Origin of the sequence: Lautropia mirabilis (genome assembly GCF_900637555.1) — a bacterium.
GTDB lineage: Bacteria > Pseudomonadota > Gammaproteobacteria > Burkholderiales > Burkholderiaceae_E > Lautropia > Lautropia mirabilis.
In genome coordinates, this window is record NZ_LR134378.1 from 3,035,321 (window position 1) to 3,050,032 (window position 14,712).

Consider the following 14,712-nt stretch of genomic DNA (forward strand, 5'->3'; position numbering starts at 1 on the left):
GGAGCTGAACCCGTTACCGCCCCCGAGAGGCCACCCGCAGGATGCCCAGCGCCACCATGGCGATGAGTGCGGCGATGGCAACGACGCCGAAGATGTCGGGCAGACTCATCTGGCGGGCCGTGAGATCGGCCACCAGGAAGGAGCCGGCGATGCCGCCAAAGCGGCCGATGCCCAGCATCCAGGCCACGCCGGTGGCACGGCCTTCGGTGGGGTAGAAGCCTGCGGCCAGCGCCGGCATCGAGGCCTGGGCGGCGTTCATCACCAGGCCAGCCACGAAGACCACGGCCATCAACACGCCATGGCCGCCAATGGCCTGCCCGATGGCCCAGACGGACAGCGCCGTGGCGCCGTAACCCAGCGCCAGCACGCTGCTGCCGTCGAAGCGGTCCATCAGCCAGCCCAGGGCAATGGCGCCCACGCCGCCCAGCGGGAACAGCGCCGTGATCAGCGATGCGGTGCGCGGATCCATGCCGCTTTCGCGGAACAGCACGGGCATCCAGTTGATGAGGGCATAGAAGACCACCAGCCCCATGAAGTAGGCCAGCCACAGCATCAGCGAGCCCAGCCGGAACGGGCGCGAGAGCACCAGGGCAATGCTGCGGGGGGCCTGCGCCTGGGCACGATCGTGCCCGTCCTGGCGGGTCTGCAGGTAACGCAATGATTCGGGCAGCCAGATTGCCAGGGCCGGCAGTAGGACAAGCGGTGCGACGCCGCCCAGCTGCAGCACGCTGCGCCAGCCCAGTGCAGGAATCATCCAGCCGGCCAGAAAGCCGCCCAGCGCTGCTCCCAGGGGAAAGCCACAGAACATGGCATTGGTGATGAAGGCGCGCCGTGCCGGGGGGCTGCATTCACTGACCAGCGTGACGGCGTTGGGCATGGCCGCCCCCAGTCCCACGCCGGTGATGAAGCGCAGCGCCGTGAGCGTGGTCAGATCCGGCGAGAAGGCCGAAGCCAGGCAGGCGGCGCCGAACACCGCCACCGAACCGATGAGCGCCAGGCGCCGTCCCCAGCGATCGGCCAGCGGCCCCGCCATCAGGGCACCAGCAGCCAGGCCGAACAGTGCCGCACTGAGCACGGGGGCCAGGGCCGGCTTGGCCACGCCCCAGTCCTGCATCAGCGAGGGGGCAATGTAGCCGATGGCGGCCGTGTCGAAGCCGTCGAACAGCACCACCAGAAAACACATCAGGAAGACGCGCCAGCGGACGGCATCCACAGGCTGGCTGTCGGAAACGTGCTGCGGCCGTGCTGTCGGCCGGATCTTGGAATCGGGCATGTTGAGGATCTTCTGGCGTCGTGTCCGATGGCTCAGGAGGACTTGGGCAAAATCGGGCGCTTTCAGGGCGGGAGGTGGGCATCAGCCCCGACCGCCGGCCAGGGCCCGGCACGGTCGCCTGATGGATGGACTGAAACACGCTATGGTAGCTGGTAGCGATTCCTTGACGCGGGCGTGCCTTTCCGGAAGCGGGCAGCGCTGGCCATCATTTGACGCTGGCAAGGTGCTTGCGTAGACTGTAGATGCTTTGGTTCCGCAGGGAAAGTCTGCAAATCTCAGACGTTCCCGGGGTCTGCATCACCCGTCTTTCGGCGTCACCACGCGCCATTAAAAGGGCTTCGAGGCAGATCCCACGGAAGTTGCCCGGGTGCTGTCGTCTGCCATCCACTGCACCCCGGCCACATAGGGAATCCAGCCGACATCCGGACATTGATGCCCGGCGCGGCACGAAATGGAACTGCCCCCGCAACTGTAGGCATGGAGCCTGTCCTCTCAGGACCACTGGACCCCGCTTCGGGTCCGGGAAGGCGAGGATCGGCGATGAAGTGCCAGTCAGGAGACCTGCCAAGGCAAGCTGTTGTTCATGGCCGGCGGGGTGTCCGGAGCAGTGAGCGATCCTTCTTGCACTCGGCGTTCCGGGGCTTTCCCGACTCCATGCCTTCCTGGCACCGTGCCATGGATTCCCGGTCATGCGTTCCGGGTTTCCTGCCTGCGATGTCCGGTGGGTGTACCGCCCTGATGATTCAGGCAGCGGGATGCCGGACACGCTTGCACGGCGCATGGTGGTCGTCACGACCGCCTGCCCATCGGCAGACACGCAAAAAGGTTCTCGCACCGCTCTTCCCTTCGACGGCCACAACCGTCACGACATCGAAGGAGCGAGAACCATGTCGACCCGTCATCACATTGCAGCCGCCTTGCTGGCCCTGGGGCTGGGCGGTCTTTCCCTGGGCGCACACGCCACCCACTATCCACTGAAGGTGGACAACTGCGGCTATACGCTGGAATTTTCCAAGGCACCGGGCTCGGTCATCACCGTGGGCCAGGCCGGTACCGAGATGCTGTATGCGCTGGGTCTGGGCAGCAAAGTGGCCGGCACGTCGGTATGGTTCAACCCGGTCCTGCCGAAGTTCAAGGACATCAATGCCAAGGTGCCGCGCCTGGCCGACAACGACCCGAGCTTCGAGGCCGTGGTGGAGAAGCGCCCGGGGCTGGTGGTCTCCCAGTTCGAGTGGCAGATCGGCAAGGAAGGCGTGGTGGCCACGCGCGAGCAGTTTCATGACCTGAAGATCCCCACCTACCTGATGCCATCGGACTGCGAGGGCAAGGACAATCTGATGGGCGCCGACGGCACGCGCATGAAGCCCTATGACATCGCGGCGCTGTACAAGAGCATTTCGCAACTGGCCGAGATCTTCGATGTGGAAGCAAACGGTCAGGCCCTGGTGGATGATCTGAAGGCACGCCAGAGCGTGGCCGTGCAGAAGGTGAAGGACTCGGGCATCAAGGATCTGTCGGCCGCCGTGTGGTTCTCCAGCGCCGACATGGACGTGGATCCCTACATGGCCGGCCAGCAGGGCGTGGCCGGCTACATGCTGAAGGAACTGGGTCTGCGCAACGTGGTGACCTCGGCCGAGGAGTGGCCGACCGTGGGCTGGGAAACCATCGCCAAAGCCAATCCCACCATTCTGGTGATTGCGCGCATGGACCGTCGGCGTTTCCCGGCGGATGACTACGAGAAGAAGCTGGAATTCCTGAAGAGTGATCCGGTGACGAAGCATATGGACGCCGTGAAGAACGGCCGCATCGCCATTGTCGATGCCGACGCACTGCAGGCCTCGATCCGTATTGCTGACGGCATGGAGGCGATTGCCGATGCCGTGGTGAAGGCCGGCGCGGCGCACTGAGGTGAGCATGCCCCCTGCCCTGGCGCGAGGATGGCTGCGCCGTCTGCTGCTGGCTCTCGTGGCACTGGTGCTGCTGCTGCCGGTGATGCTGCTGTGCATGTGGGCCGGCGAGATCCGCATGCCGGCCGGCACCATCGGTGACGTGCTGGCCAACCACCTGCTGGGTGCCGGCATCGAGGTCGATCCCATCGATGACGGCATTGTCTGGAACTATCGACTGACCCGCGCCATCGTGGCGGCCTGCTGCGGCGCGGGGCTGGCAGTGTCCGGCGTGGTGCTGCAGACGCTCCTGCGCAATACGCTGGCCGACCCCTACCTGCTGGGCATCTCGGCCGGCGCCTCCACGGGTGCCGTGCTGGTGGCAGTGGCCGGTGTGGGCGGCGGCGTGGTGTCGATGACGGTCGGCGCCTTCGCCGGCGCGGTGACGGCCTTTGCGCTGGTGGCGCTGCTGGCCCAGGCAGCCGGTGGCGGCGGACTGCGCAACAGCGGGCAGATCATTCTGGCTGGCATTGCGGGGTCGCAACTCTTCAATGCGCTCACTTCGCTGATCATCACCAAGTCGGGCAGTGCCGAACAGGCGCGCGGCATCATGTTCTGGCTGCTGGGCAGCCTGAGCGGCGTGCGCTGGCCGGATGTGCCCATCACGACCGTGGTGGCGGCGCTGGGGCTGGTGGTCTGCCTGCTGCATGCCCGGGCGCTGGATGCCTTCACCTTCGGGGCCGAGGCAGCGGCGGCGCTGGGCATCGGCGTGCGCCGGGTGCAGGCAGTGCTGCTGCTGACGGCTGCGCTGGTGACGGCCGTGATGGTGTCGGTGGTGGGTGCCATCGGCTTCGTGGGGCTGGTGATTCCGCACGTGGCGCGGTTGCTGGTGGGCGTTCGCCACCACCGGCTGCTGCCGGCCAGTGCGCTGATCGGTGCCCTCTTCCTGATGCTGGCGGATGTCTGCTCGCGCATCCTGCTGAAGGGCCAGGTACTGCCCATCGGCGTGGTGACGGCACTGGTGGGCGCGCCGGTGTTCGCGATCATCCTGCTGGGACGTCGGCAACAGCCATGAAGCACCGGAGTCAGGAATGATCACGACACAACAGGAATTCGCCGAGGTGCGTGAGGTGCCCGCCCTGGAAATGAACGGGGTGAGCTGGCACGCGGGACGGCACAAGGTGCTGTCGGACGTGTCGCTGGCCGTGAAGCCGGGCGAGCTGCTGGGGTTGATCGGCCCAAACGGGTCGGGGAAATCCAGCGTGCTGCGCATTCTGGCGGGCATTCATGCGCCCACGCAGGGCACCGTTCACCTGCAGGGCCACAGCCTGCGTGCCATGGGGCGCCGGCAGGTGGCCCAGCACCTGGCCATGGTGGCGCAGACGGCCGATACACTGGATGCGATCACCGCGCGGGATGCCGTGGAGCTGGGCCGCACGCCATGGCTGTCGGCGCTGCAGAGCTGGTCCGCGCGCGATGACGAGATCGTCTCCGAGGCGCTGAACTGCGTGGGCATGCACGACCGTCAGCAGCGCCTGTGGGGGCAGCTTTCCGGCGGGGAACGCCAGCGCATCCACATTGCACGGGCGCTGGCCCAGCAGCCGCAGATCCTGCTGATGGACGAACCCACCAATCACCTGGACATCCACCAGCAGCTGGCACTGATGGACCTGGTGCTGGCGCTGCCGATCACCAAGGTGATGGCCATTCACGACCTGAATCAGGCGATGCGCTGCGACCGGCTGGCGGTGATGCACCAGGGCCGGCTGCATGCCATCGGCAAGCCGGCGGCGATCCTGCAGGCGCCGCTGCTGAAGGAGATCTTTCAGGTGCGTGCCACCGAGCTGTTCGACCCGGCCGACGGGGCGCGGATTCTGCGCTTCGGTGCGCTGGCTCAGGGCGGCATTTCCGAAAAACCCGTTCACTGACCTGCCTGGAGCAGGTCCATTCATCATGATGTCGACTTCATTCCCTCTTTCCCGTCTGGGCGGGCTGGCCCTGTCTGCCACCTTGCTGCTGGCTGCGCTGCCAGCGCAGGCCGAAACCTTCCAGGTAAAGATGCTGAACCGCAACAGCACCGGCCCGATGGTGTACGAACCGGAGTTCCTGAAGGTGAAGCCCGGCGACACGGTGAAGTTCCTGGCCACGACCAGCGGCCACAATGCCGCCTCCATCGACGGGATGCTGCCGGCGGGCGCCCAGCCCTTCAAGGGCAAGATCAACGAGGAAATCGAGGTGACGTTCACCGAATCCGGGCTGTACGGCGTGAAATGCCTGCCGCACTATGCCATGGGCATGGTGATGCTGATTCAGGTGGGCGATGCCGATCCGTCCCGGATGCAGGTGCCCGATGCGGTGCCGGCGCGAGCGAAGAAGCGCTTTGCCGAGATCGTGACGCGGGCTCAGGCATCCCACTGATCGTGCGATGGCTGTTCACCGGAGCAGCCCGGCAGACTGCCCCAGGATGCCGGCCTGCGGCAACCGTGCAGGCACGGGCGCCTTACTCATGAGCGAAGCTTCTGCGCGACGTTCATTTTGCCGTGCGCCCCTCCCCCCGGTAATGCAGGTACTTCATGGCCAGCAGGGCGGCGATGAGCACGGCCGGCACGGCCAGGGCGGCAGTGACGGCAGCCAGGCTCCAGCCGGCATTCAGCATCCAGGCGCCGGCAAAGGCCGAGATGACCGCCCCGATGCGGCCGAGGCCGTGCATCCAGCCGTTGCCGGTGGCACGCGCCGGCAGCGGGAAGAAGTGGCTGGACAGGGCGTTCATGCCAGTACCGCCCCCATTGAGCCCGGCACCGATGACGAAGGCAACGGCACACATCAGTGCATAGTGGCCACCGACGTAGCCGAGCAGCACCAGGGCAGCGCCTCCCAGCAGGTAGGCGCCAGCCAGCACGTGGTGTGCCTCATGGCGGTCCATCAGCCAACCCAGCATGATGGAGCCCAGCGGTCCACCCAGCTGGAACATGGCGCTGACGATGGCGGCCTGCTGCAGATCCATGCCGGCGTCCTTCAGCATGGTGGGCAGCCAGCTGCCCAGCAGGTAGACCAGGAACAGGTGCAGGAAATAGATGCTCCACAGCATGAAGCTGCCGGCACGGTAGTGGCGGTTGAGCACGATCTGCACGGGGCGCTCGTGACTTTCCACCCGGGACTGCGCCGGCAGCACGAAGACGGTGTCTTCCGAGGTGCTGCCCGGGGCACAGCGCTCGACAATCCGGCGGATGCGCGCCTGGCTGCCCTGGCGATGCACGAGGTAGGTGAGCGATTCCGGCATCAGCGCCGCCATGACCAGCGACAGCACCATGGGCACCACGCCGCCAAAGACAAAGACGCTCTGCCAGCCCCAGTGCGGCACCAGCCAGGCTGCTAGGAAGCCGCCACCGGCGGCCCCCACGGTGAAACCGGCAAAGACGATGGTGACCAGCAGCGAGCGCCGGGCACGCGGCGCGTATTCGGTGGCCAGTGTGGCCGCCATGGGCATGATGCCGCCCATGGCCAGCCCGGCAATGAAACGGTAGGCGATGAAATGCCACTGATCCGTGGCGGTGGCCACCAGCAGCGTGAAGAGGCCGAACATCATCACGCCGACGCACAGGACGCGACGCCTGCCGAAGAGATCGCCCAGCGGGCCTGCCACCATGGCACCGAGGGTGAGGCCGGCCAGCGCTGCACTCAGCACCGGCGCAAGGTCGTCATTGCTCCAGTGCCAGGCGGCCTTCAGCGCCGGCCCCACGAAGCCCATGATGACGACATCGAAGCCATCCATGACCACGACCAGGAAGCACAGCGCGATGATCCACTGCTGGTAGCGGCTGACGCCCCGCCCATCCAGCAGCGTGCGCACATCCAGGGTGGGAGTACCCGGGGCGTGTCCCGCCGTCGGCGGGACGGCATCCGCCGTGCGGATGTCTGATGCGGTGGATGGTGTGGAATGCTGCATCGGATCCTGCATGTCCATGTTGACGATGGGACGGAAGACGACGGGATGGTCGATGGTACGGGACACGACCATTCCCGCCTTCCGACGACCCTGCCATGCCCGGGGTGAGCGCGGCGCCCCTGATGGGGTGGTACGCCCGGCCCGGGGAAAGCGTCAGGCCATCGGGTTGGCCAGTGCGCGCAGTTGCCCGGGCGTGGCCACCGGAAGACCGAAGTATGCCAAGTACGCGGGAATCTGCTCATAGAGCATGTCCAGCCCACCCTGCCCCTGGCAGCCACGCGCCCGGGCAGCGGCCAGAAAGGGGGTGACCTCGGCACTGAGCACCACTTCCCCCACATAGGCATGCGGCGGGATGCGCTCGACATTGATGGGCAGGGGGTCACCGGCCTTCATGCCCAGCGGCGTGGCGTTGACCACGATGTCGAAGCCGGCCGGGTCGGCACTGCCGGTGACGACCTCCAGCGTCGGGTAGTGCTGTCGCAGCCGTCCGGCCAGCGCCTGCATGACGGGCTCACGAACATCGAAAAGCGCCAGTCGCGCCACTCCAGCGGCGGCCAGCGACGCGGCAATGGCCGAGCCCACGCCGCCACTGCCCACCACCAGCGCCGAGCAGCCTCGGGCGCTCACGCCGTTGCGCTGCATGCCGAGCACGAAGCCTTCGCCATCGAACATGTCGCCTTCCAGGCTGCCGTCAGGCGCGCGTCGCACGGCGTTGCAGGCACCGGCGATGCGTGCGGCGACCGAGACACGGTCGAGCAGCGCCGGCGTGGTGCTCTTGTGCGGCATGGTGATGAGCGCTCCCACGACGTTGCCCGTGTCAAAGAGTGCTCGCAGCAACGCCGGGTAACTGTCGGGCTGCGAGGCGAAAGGCACGACCACCACGTCCTCGCCCACGTGGGCAAACCAGGGGTTGTAGATCATCGGAGACCGAAAGGTCTGGGTGGGATAGCCGATGTGGGCGAGCAGGCGTGTGTTGCCGGTGATCATGCCGCGGTGTTCCGGATGAGGGGTTGCCAGGGGAAACGCGCCGGACGGGAAGGCGCCGAACAGGTGGGCTGCATGATGATGAGCATGCGGAATGGGCATGAGGCCATGGGGTGTTGCAGATTGTCCTCAGGAAAAACCATTAACATGTAGCCTCTGCGACAGGCGCCAGGTCTGTCGCGCGACTCGGTCGACCCCGACTGCGCACGACGACAAGGAGTAAAGCATGGGTCTGAACGCTCTCTTTCTGGGATATGGTCGCATGGGCGCAGCCCTGGGCGAGGCCTGGCTGGGTGCCGGGCTGGTGGACGGCATTGATGCAGTGGATCCGATCCGTGCCCAGGATGTGCAGGCCCGCCTGTATCGCCAGGCGGCCGATCTGCCGGACACCCCCTATGACCTGGTGGTGATGGCCGTGAAACCGGTGATGGCACGCGAGGCACTGAGTGCGCTGCCGGCCAGCCAGCTGCAGAACGCCACGATCATCTCGGTGATGGCCGGTGTGCCGCTTCGGACACTGCGCGCCTCGCTGCCGCTGGAACGGCCCGTGGTGCGCAGCATGCCCAACACGGCCGTGATGGTGCGCCAGGGCTGCGTGGGGCTGTATGCCGACGAGGACGTGTCACCGGCGCTGCGCCAGACGATCTCGCGGCTCTTCGATGCCGTGGGCCGTTCGTTCTGGGTGGATGACGAGGCCCAGCTGCATGCCGTCACGGCCATCAGCGGCAGCGGCCCAGCCTACTACCACCTGTTTTCCGAGGCGCTGGCTGACGCCGGCGTGAACCTGGGCCTGCCGCGCGAGCTGGCCAAGCAGCTGGCGGCACAGACGGCGCTGGGGGCAGCCACGCTGCAGACGCAGTACGACGCCGATTTCGTGGCGCTGCGTCAGGCCGTCACGTCACCCAACGGCACCACGCATGCCGCCATCGAGGAGTTCGAGCAGGGTCAGGCGCTGCGCCGACTGGTGGATGTGGCGGCGGCCAAGGCCGGACAGCGTTCGGTCGAACTGTCGGGCGGCTGAGCTTCCTGCCCTGGCCCTCCGGCGGATAAAGGCGCAGAGGGCGCATCAGCGGGTCCCTTCAACGGGCCCCGGCCCCCACCTCAGCCGGTGCCCCTCAGCGGCCCCTTTCAGCCGTTCCCTTCAGCAGGCACTGCCGGGGTGACGGGCCGTGCGCATGAACTCGGCCACGTAGTCGTTGGCCGGATGGTCGAGCAGTTCCTGCGGGGTGCCGACCTGAACCAGCTCGCCGGCGTTGAGGATGGCCAGGCGGCTGCCCATCTTCAACGCCTCGTCGATGTCGTGGGTGATGAAGACGATGGTCTTGCCCAGCCGCTGCTGCAGGGCCAGCACGGTGTCCTGCAGCCGGATGCGGATGAGCGGATCAAGGGCCGAGAAGGCTTCGTCCATCAGGATGATGTCAGTATCGGCCGTCAGCGCCCGCGCCAGCCCCACGCGCTGGCGCATGCCGCCCGAGAGCTGTTCCGGATAGCTGTCGGCCATGTCGGCCAGTTCCATCTCGCGCAGCCAGTAGTAGGCACGCTCGCGCTGCTCCTTGGCTGACAGGCCCCGCACACGCAGGCCGAAGCAGGTGTTCTGCATCACCGTCAGGTGCGGCAGCAGTCCGAAGTGCTGGAACACCATGCTGACCCGGGCACGCCGGAATTCGCGCAGGCCCCGCGCATCCAGGGCCGTGACATCGATGTCGCAGGCCTGGATGCGGCCGCAGGAGGGCTCGATGAGCCGGTTGATGTGGCGCACCAGCGTGGACTTGCCCGAGCCGGACAGGCCGATGACGCAGAAGATGCCGCCTGAGGGAATCTCCAGGCTGATGTGACGCAGCCCGACACGGCAGCCGGTACGCGCAAAGATCTCGTCGCTGGGCACGTTCTGGTGCAGCAGGGCCATGGCCTCCTGCACCTGGCGGGGCCGGTCGCCGTAGATCTTGCTGACATCCTCGAACACGATGCGGGTCATCTGTTCCCCCTCCGTCCGTAGGCCTGGGTGATGCGATCGATGACGATGGCCAGGATGACGATGGCGGCACCGGCCTGCACGCCCCGGCCGATGTCCAGCGTCTGGATGGCCTGCAGCACGTTCTCGCCCAGACCGCGCGCACCGATCATCGAGGCCACCACCACCATGCCCAGCGACATCATGACGGCCTGGTTGATGCCGGCCAGGATGGCGGGCCGCGCCTGCGGCAGCAGCACCCAGAACAGGAGCTGGGTGCGGGTGCAGCCGAAGGATTCGGCCGACTCGACCATCCGGGCGTCAACCTCGCGGATGCCCAGAGCGGTGAGACGCACCAGCGGAGCGGTGGCGTAGACCACGGTGGCAAACAGCGCCGGAATGCGGCCGATGCCGAAGAGCATCAGCACCGGAATGAGATAGACGAAGCTGGGCATGGTCTGGATGATGTCCAGCACAGGCGAGAGCCACCGATGCAGCCAGCGGCTGCGCGCCATCAGGATGCCCAGCGGGAAGCCGATCACCAGAATGAAGAGGAAGGCCGCAACCAGCAGCGCCAGGGTCTGCAAGAGCGGCGTCCACAGGCCCAGCCCTCCGATGAGGTAGAAGCCGGCCGCACTGAAGGCGGCCGACCCAAGGCTGCCCGTGGCGTGCCAGGCCAGGCCGGCCAGCAGCGCCAGCAGCAGCCAGGGCGGCACCGCCGCCAGCGCACGCTCCAGCGGCAGCAGCAGGCCATGCAGCAGCGACTGGCTGAAGGCGCGGAAGGTCTCGCCATGGTTGGAAACGAGTCGGGCCAGGCTGTCGTTGAGCCAGTCGGCCACCGACCAGGCGGGGAAGAAGGCTTCCGGACCAGAGGCTTCCGCTCTGTCCGAAGCAGCAGGCGCTTCCGTAGCGCCCTTCTGCCCCGGCAGGCGTGCCGTGTCGATGCCCAGCCGGCGGGCGACACGCTGGGCGGCCTCGGCCGGCAGCCAGGGTGCCCACAGCTCGGGACGCTGCTGCAGGAAGAGGCGCGCCTGAGCGGGGCCGTCACGGCGGTTCTCGGTCATGTCGAGAATGAGCCGGTCGAGCACCTCGGGCGACAGCTGGAGTTTCCGGATGAGCGCGATCACCTGCGGATACTGCTTCTGCAGCGAATCCGAGACGGCCATGGCCAGCCGGGACACCGGAAAGCCCGAGACGCAGCGATCACGGGAAGCCGGGTTCATCAGCTCGGGCCAGCAGCGGGCGTCGTAGTCGGGGAACGCGATGGGCACCAGGTCGTACTTGGCCATGAGGCCGGCCGGGTGCCAATAGTAGAAGAGCAAGGGCTCGCGGCGGGCAATGGCCGAGGCGATCTCGGCATCCAGCGCCGCACCGGTGCCGGGATGGACGTTGGCGTAGCGCGTGGAGAGCCCGGTGTTGGCCAGCAGCCGGGTGTTGAAGGTCTCGCATGCCCAGCCGGCCGGGCAGTTCAGGAAGCGTGCCTGGCCGGGCTGTTCGGGATTGGGGAACAGATGGGCATGGCTGGCCAGATCATCCACCGACTTCAGGTCGGGGTGCTGCTCCTGCACGTAACGGGGCACGTACCAGCCCTGCACGGCACCGCCGGTGAGCGTGTCCCCCAGAATGGCGACCTTCTTGTCGGCCACGGCCTTCTCGATGCCGGGCGAGCGACCAACCCATTGTTCGGCAATGATCTGGATGTCGTCCTGGATGAGGGCCGATTCCAGACTGGGCACTGAGCCGGGCACCACCTCGGTGCGGCAACCCAGGCCCTCGCGCAGCAGCAGGTCCAGCAGCGCCGTGGTGATCTGACCGCTTTCCCAGTCCAGCCCGCCCAGGCGGATGGGGTCCTGGGCAGCACAGTCGGCATGCGCCGGTGCCGGCGCATCCGCAGCGGCTCGGGTCGCAGCCGGCATCAGGGCCACGACCAGGGCAAACAGCAAGGTGTACAGCTGGATGGCCAAGGGCGCCTCCTGTGGGGAAGTGGATCAGCCGGGGCGGCCGATCAGCCGGAATGGTCGATCAACCGGGGTGGCCGATCAACCGCAGCTGCCGAGCATGCCGCACTGGGTGCAGTAGTCGCAGCCATCTTTCCGGATCATCGCATAGGCACCACACTCGCTGCATTTTTTCCCGGCCATGATGCCCGAGGATTCGGGGGCAGCCTGCACGGCCGGCTCGACCGACGGCAGCTCGCCCGGCTCGAACAGCGAGGCCTGCACGGCCTCCTGGCGCTTGGCGATGAGGTTCTGAATGGCGTAGGCGATGGCGGCGACTTCACTGTCGTGCCAGCGCGGCACGTGGGTGCCATCGGCCTTCACATAGGTGCCCAGACGCACCGGGCCACGGTCCCAGGTGACCTTGCGCATGTCGGACAGTGCACGGTCGAGGAAGCCGCCACGGGCCGCCAGGCTGAGCATCCGCATGGTGGCGGTGATCCACTGCTGCGATTCGCCGCTCTGGCCCACGGGCATGAAGAACTCGATGGCGCGCTCGACGGTACGACCATCGGTGCCCTCGACCGGCAGGAAGGAGACGATGAGGTAGAGCCGCTGCTGGCCTTCGTGCGTCCAGTACTCGATCTTCTCGGCCACGGCGTTGAGCGCACCCTGCGGACGGCGCTCGATCACCTTGCGCATCGGATCCTGCTCGTGCTGCTGCGCGGCGGCCTCGGCCTTGTCGGCAGGCTTCTCTTCCTTCTTGGCAGGCTCGGCTTCCAGCACGGCGCCCAGGATGGGATTGGGCCGGTAGGTGGCCAGACCCTTCAGGCGGGCCTTCCAGGCCTGCTGGTACAGGTCCTTGAAGTCTTCGTACGGGTAGTCGGCCGGGACGTTGACGGTCTTGGAGATGGAGGTGTCGACGTAGGGCTGCACGGCCTCCATCATCGCCACGTGTTCCTGGGCCGTCATGGCCAGGGCGTTGACGAAGTAGTCGGGCAGGTTGTCCACGTCGCCGCCCTGCGACTTGAACAGCCGCCAGGCGTGATCCTCGACCACGTATTCGCTGCGGCTGCCGTCGGCCTCGCGCTTGCGACGCGTGTAGGTCCAGGAGAACGGCGGCTCGATGCCGTTGCTGGCGTTGTCGGCAAAGGCCAGGCTGACCGTGCCGGTAGGCGCGATGGACAGCAGGTGGCTGTTGCGGATGCCGTACTTGCGGATGTCGGCCTTGATGTCGTCAGGCAGGCGAGAGGCAAAGCTGCCCTCACCCTTCTTGCTGCCCTTGCCCAGGTAGCGATCGGCGTCGAACTGCGGGAAGGCGCCCTTCTCCTTGGCCAGCTCGACCGAGGCACGGTAAGCGGCGTTGCGCATGGTCTCGGCAATGCGGGCGGCCATGGCGCGGCCCTCGGCGCGGTCGTAGCGCAGCTTCAGCATGGCCAGCGTGTTGCCCAGGCCGGTGAAGCCCACGCCGATGCGGCGCTTGGCGGCGGCTTCGGCGCGCTGCTTGTCCAGCGGCCAGAAGGTCACGTCCAGCACGTTGTCGAGAGCGCGCACCTGGATGGCCACCACGTCCTCGAAGGCGGCGAAGTCGAAGGTCGGCTCGCCGCCATGCCCGAAGGCGTTGCGCACGAAGCGGGTCAGGATGATGGGACCCAGGTCGCAGCAGCCGTAGGGCGGCAGCGGCTGCTCGCCACAGGGGTTGGTGGCCTCGATGGTCTCGCAGTAGTTGAGGTTGTTGTCGCGGCCGATGGCGTCGAGGAACAGGATGCCGGGCTCGGCGAAGTCGTAGGTGGACTTCATGATCGTGTCCCACAGCTGCCGGGCCGGCACGCGGCGGTAGACCCACTTGCCGTCGTCACGCTGATAGGCGCCTGCGGCCATGACCTTGCGGCCGGGGCGGGCGCGGTGCACCAGCTCCCAGTCGGCGTTGTCCTGCAGGGCCTTCATGAAGGCGTCGGTGACGCCGACCGAGACGTTGAAGTTGTTCCAGCGGCCCGGGGTGCGCTTGGCGGTGATGAAGTCCAGCACGTCCGGATGATCGATGCGCAGCACGCCCATCTGGGCGCCACGGCGGCTGCCGGCGCTCTCGACGGTGGCGCAGCTCTGGTCGAAGACGTTGATGTAGCTGCACGGGCCGGAGGCGATGGAGTGCGTGCCCTTGACCTCGGCGCCGTTGGGGCGGATGCGGGAGAAGTCGTAGCCGACGCCACCGCCGCGACGCATGGTTTCGGCCGCCTCGCGCAGGGCCTCGTAGATGCCGGGGTAGCCCTGGTCGTCGTAGCCCTGGATGCAGTCGCCCACGGGCTGCACGAAACAGTTGATGAGGGTGGCCTGGATATCGGTACCGGCTGCGCTCATGATGCGGCCCGCACCGATGGCACCGGCATGCAGGTTGCCCAGGAACTTTGCTTCCCACTCGTCACGGATCTCGGGCTTCTCGACCGAGGCCAGCGCGCGCGCCACCCGGGCAAACAGCTCGGCTTCGGTCTTCTCACCGTCCTTCAGGTACTTCTCGGCCAGCACATCCTGGCTGATGGGCTGGACGGGCAGCGCCGACGAGGTGTGGGCGGCAGGCAGGACATCACGTTTCATAGGGCGTACATTCCAGAACGACAGGGCGCAACGGGCCATCCGGCCCGGTTTGCCAGAAAAACGAAAACGGCCGAAGGCCGCATGAAGACGAAGGCGCCACCGTCAGGCTGGACGGCGGTCGACCCGGCAGGACGGGAGAAAGG

At 67.1% G+C, this 14,712-nt stretch carries 11 protein-coding genes and 1 riboswitch; of the genes, 5 read left to right on the top strand and 6 right to left on the bottom strand.

Annotated features, from left to right (window positions below):
- Window positions 1–13: 13 nt before the first annotated feature.
- Window positions 14–1,273 carry an MFS transporter gene (locus EL249_RS12490; protein WP_005671827.1) on the bottom strand — a complete coding sequence of 420 codons (1,260 nt, stop codon included), beginning with the start codon at window positions 1,271–1,273 and terminating at the stop codon, window positions 14–16.
- Between the two features lie 348 nt (window positions 1,274–1,621).
- Window positions 1,622–1,856: riboswitch (cobalamin riboswitch) on the top strand.
- A 304-nt stretch (window positions 1,857–2,160) separates the two neighbouring features.
- Here EL249_RS12490 and EL249_RS12495 point away from each other — a divergent pair.
- From EL249_RS12495 to EL249_RS12510, 4 genes are read left to right on the top strand one after another with little or no spacing between them, the layout of a single operon-like run.
- On the top strand, window positions 2,161–3,180 hold the full coding sequence (locus EL249_RS12495; protein ID WP_050781739.1) for an ABC transporter substrate-binding protein: 1,020 nt from the start codon (window positions 2,161–2,163) through the stop codon (window positions 3,178–3,180).
- Between the two features lie 7 nt (window positions 3,181–3,187).
- Window positions 3,188–4,234 (top strand): FecCD family ABC transporter permease, encoded by a 1,047-nt coding sequence (locus tag EL249_RS12500; RefSeq protein WP_005671825.1) that lies wholly within the window; start codon window positions 3,188–3,190, stop codon window positions 4,232–4,234.
- A gap of 16 nt (window positions 4,235–4,250) precedes the next feature.
- Window positions 4,251–5,087 carry an ABC transporter ATP-binding protein gene (locus tag EL249_RS12505; RefSeq protein ID WP_005671824.1) on the top strand — a complete coding sequence of 279 codons (837 nt, stop codon included), beginning with the start codon at window positions 4,251–4,253 and terminating at the stop codon, window positions 5,085–5,087.
- A 25-nt stretch (window positions 5,088–5,112) separates the two neighbouring features.
- Complete coding sequence (locus EL249_RS12510) at window positions 5,113–5,577, top strand: pseudoazurin (protein WP_005671823.1); 465 nt, start codon at window positions 5,113–5,115, stop codon at window positions 5,575–5,577.
- A gap of 112 nt (window positions 5,578–5,689) precedes the next feature.
- Here EL249_RS12510 and EL249_RS12515 read toward each other — a convergent pair whose 3' ends face one another.
- Both EL249_RS12515 and EL249_RS12520 read right to left on the bottom strand, forming a co-directional pair.
- On the bottom strand, window positions 5,690–7,177 hold the full coding sequence (locus tag EL249_RS12515; RefSeq protein WP_005671821.1) for an MFS transporter: 1,488 nt from the start codon (window positions 7,175–7,177) through the stop codon (window positions 5,690–5,692).
- An 81-nt stretch (window positions 7,178–7,258) separates the two neighbouring features.
- Window positions 7,259–8,092: a shikimate dehydrogenase family protein gene (locus EL249_RS12520; RefSeq protein ID WP_040530348.1), complete on the bottom strand. Its 834-nt coding sequence runs from the start codon at window positions 8,090–8,092 to the stop codon at window positions 7,259–7,261.
- 223 nt (window positions 8,093–8,315) lie between these two features.
- On the opposite strand from EL249_RS12520, the gene proC reads away from it, so the two are divergent.
- The gene (proC, locus tag EL249_RS12525) at window positions 8,316–9,110 is read left to right on the top strand and encodes a pyrroline-5-carboxylate reductase (protein ID WP_005671818.1); all 795 of its coding nucleotides are present in this window, start codon (window positions 8,316–8,318) and stop codon (window positions 9,108–9,110) included.
- Window positions 9,111–9,230: 120 nt separating this feature from the next.
- On the opposite strand, the gene EL249_RS12530 is transcribed toward proC, so the two are convergent.
- The 3 genes from EL249_RS12530 to EL249_RS12540 form a co-directional block, all read right to left on the bottom strand.
- Complete coding sequence (locus tag EL249_RS12530) at window positions 9,231–10,064, bottom strand: ATP-binding cassette domain-containing protein (protein ID WP_005671816.1); 834 nt, start codon at window positions 10,062–10,064, stop codon at window positions 9,231–9,233.
- On the bottom strand, window positions 10,061–12,004 hold the full coding sequence (locus EL249_RS13690; protein ID WP_005671814.1) for a glycine betaine ABC transporter substrate-binding protein: 1,944 nt from the start codon (window positions 12,002–12,004) through the stop codon (window positions 10,061–10,063). Before EL249_RS13690 ends, EL249_RS12530 begins: the two co-directional genes overlap by 4 nt.
- 75 nt (window positions 12,005–12,079) lie before the next feature.
- Window positions 12,080–14,569, bottom strand: coding sequence for an adenosylcobalamin-dependent ribonucleoside-diphosphate reductase (locus tag EL249_RS12540; protein WP_005671812.1), 2,490 nt, complete (start codon window positions 14,567–14,569; stop codon window positions 12,080–12,082).
- Between the last annotated feature and the right edge of the window lie 143 nt (window positions 14,570–14,712).

Excerpts from the sequence above, each read along its gene's own strand:
- EL249_RS12490 (WP_005671827.1), bottom strand. The coding sequence starts at position 1,273 with ATGCCCGATTCCAAGATCCGGCCGACAGCACGGCCGCAGCACGTTTCC.
- EL249_RS12495 (WP_050781739.1), top strand. The coding sequence starts at position 2,161 with ATGTCGACCCGTCATCACATTGCAGCCGCCTTGCTGGCCCTGGGGCTG.
- EL249_RS12500 (WP_005671825.1), top strand. The coding sequence starts at position 3,188 with ATGCCCCCTGCCCTGGCGCGAGGATGGCTGCGCCGTCTGCTGCTGGCT.
- EL249_RS12505 (WP_005671824.1), top strand. The coding sequence starts at position 4,251 with ATGATCACGACACAACAGGAATTCGCCGAGGTGCGTGAGGTGCCCGCC.
- EL249_RS12510 (WP_005671823.1), top strand. The coding sequence starts at position 5,113 with ATGATGTCGACTTCATTCCCTCTTTCCCGTCTGGGCGGGCTGGCCCTG.
- EL249_RS12515 (WP_005671821.1), bottom strand. The coding sequence starts at position 7,177 with ATGGTCGTGTCCCGTACCATCGACCATCCCGTCGTCTTCCGTCCCATC.
- EL249_RS12520 (WP_040530348.1), bottom strand. The coding sequence starts at position 8,092 with ATGATCACCGGCAACACACGCCTGCTCGCCCACATCGGCTATCCCACC.
- proC (WP_005671818.1), top strand. The coding sequence starts at position 8,316 with ATGGGTCTGAACGCTCTCTTTCTGGGATATGGTCGCATGGGCGCAGCC.
- EL249_RS12530 (WP_005671816.1), bottom strand. The coding sequence starts at position 10,064 with ATGACCCGCATCGTGTTCGAGGATGTCAGCAAGATCTACGGCGACCGG.
- EL249_RS12540 (WP_005671812.1), bottom strand. The coding sequence starts at position 14,569 with ATGAAACGTGATGTCCTGCCTGCCGCCCACACCTCGTCGGCGCTGCCC.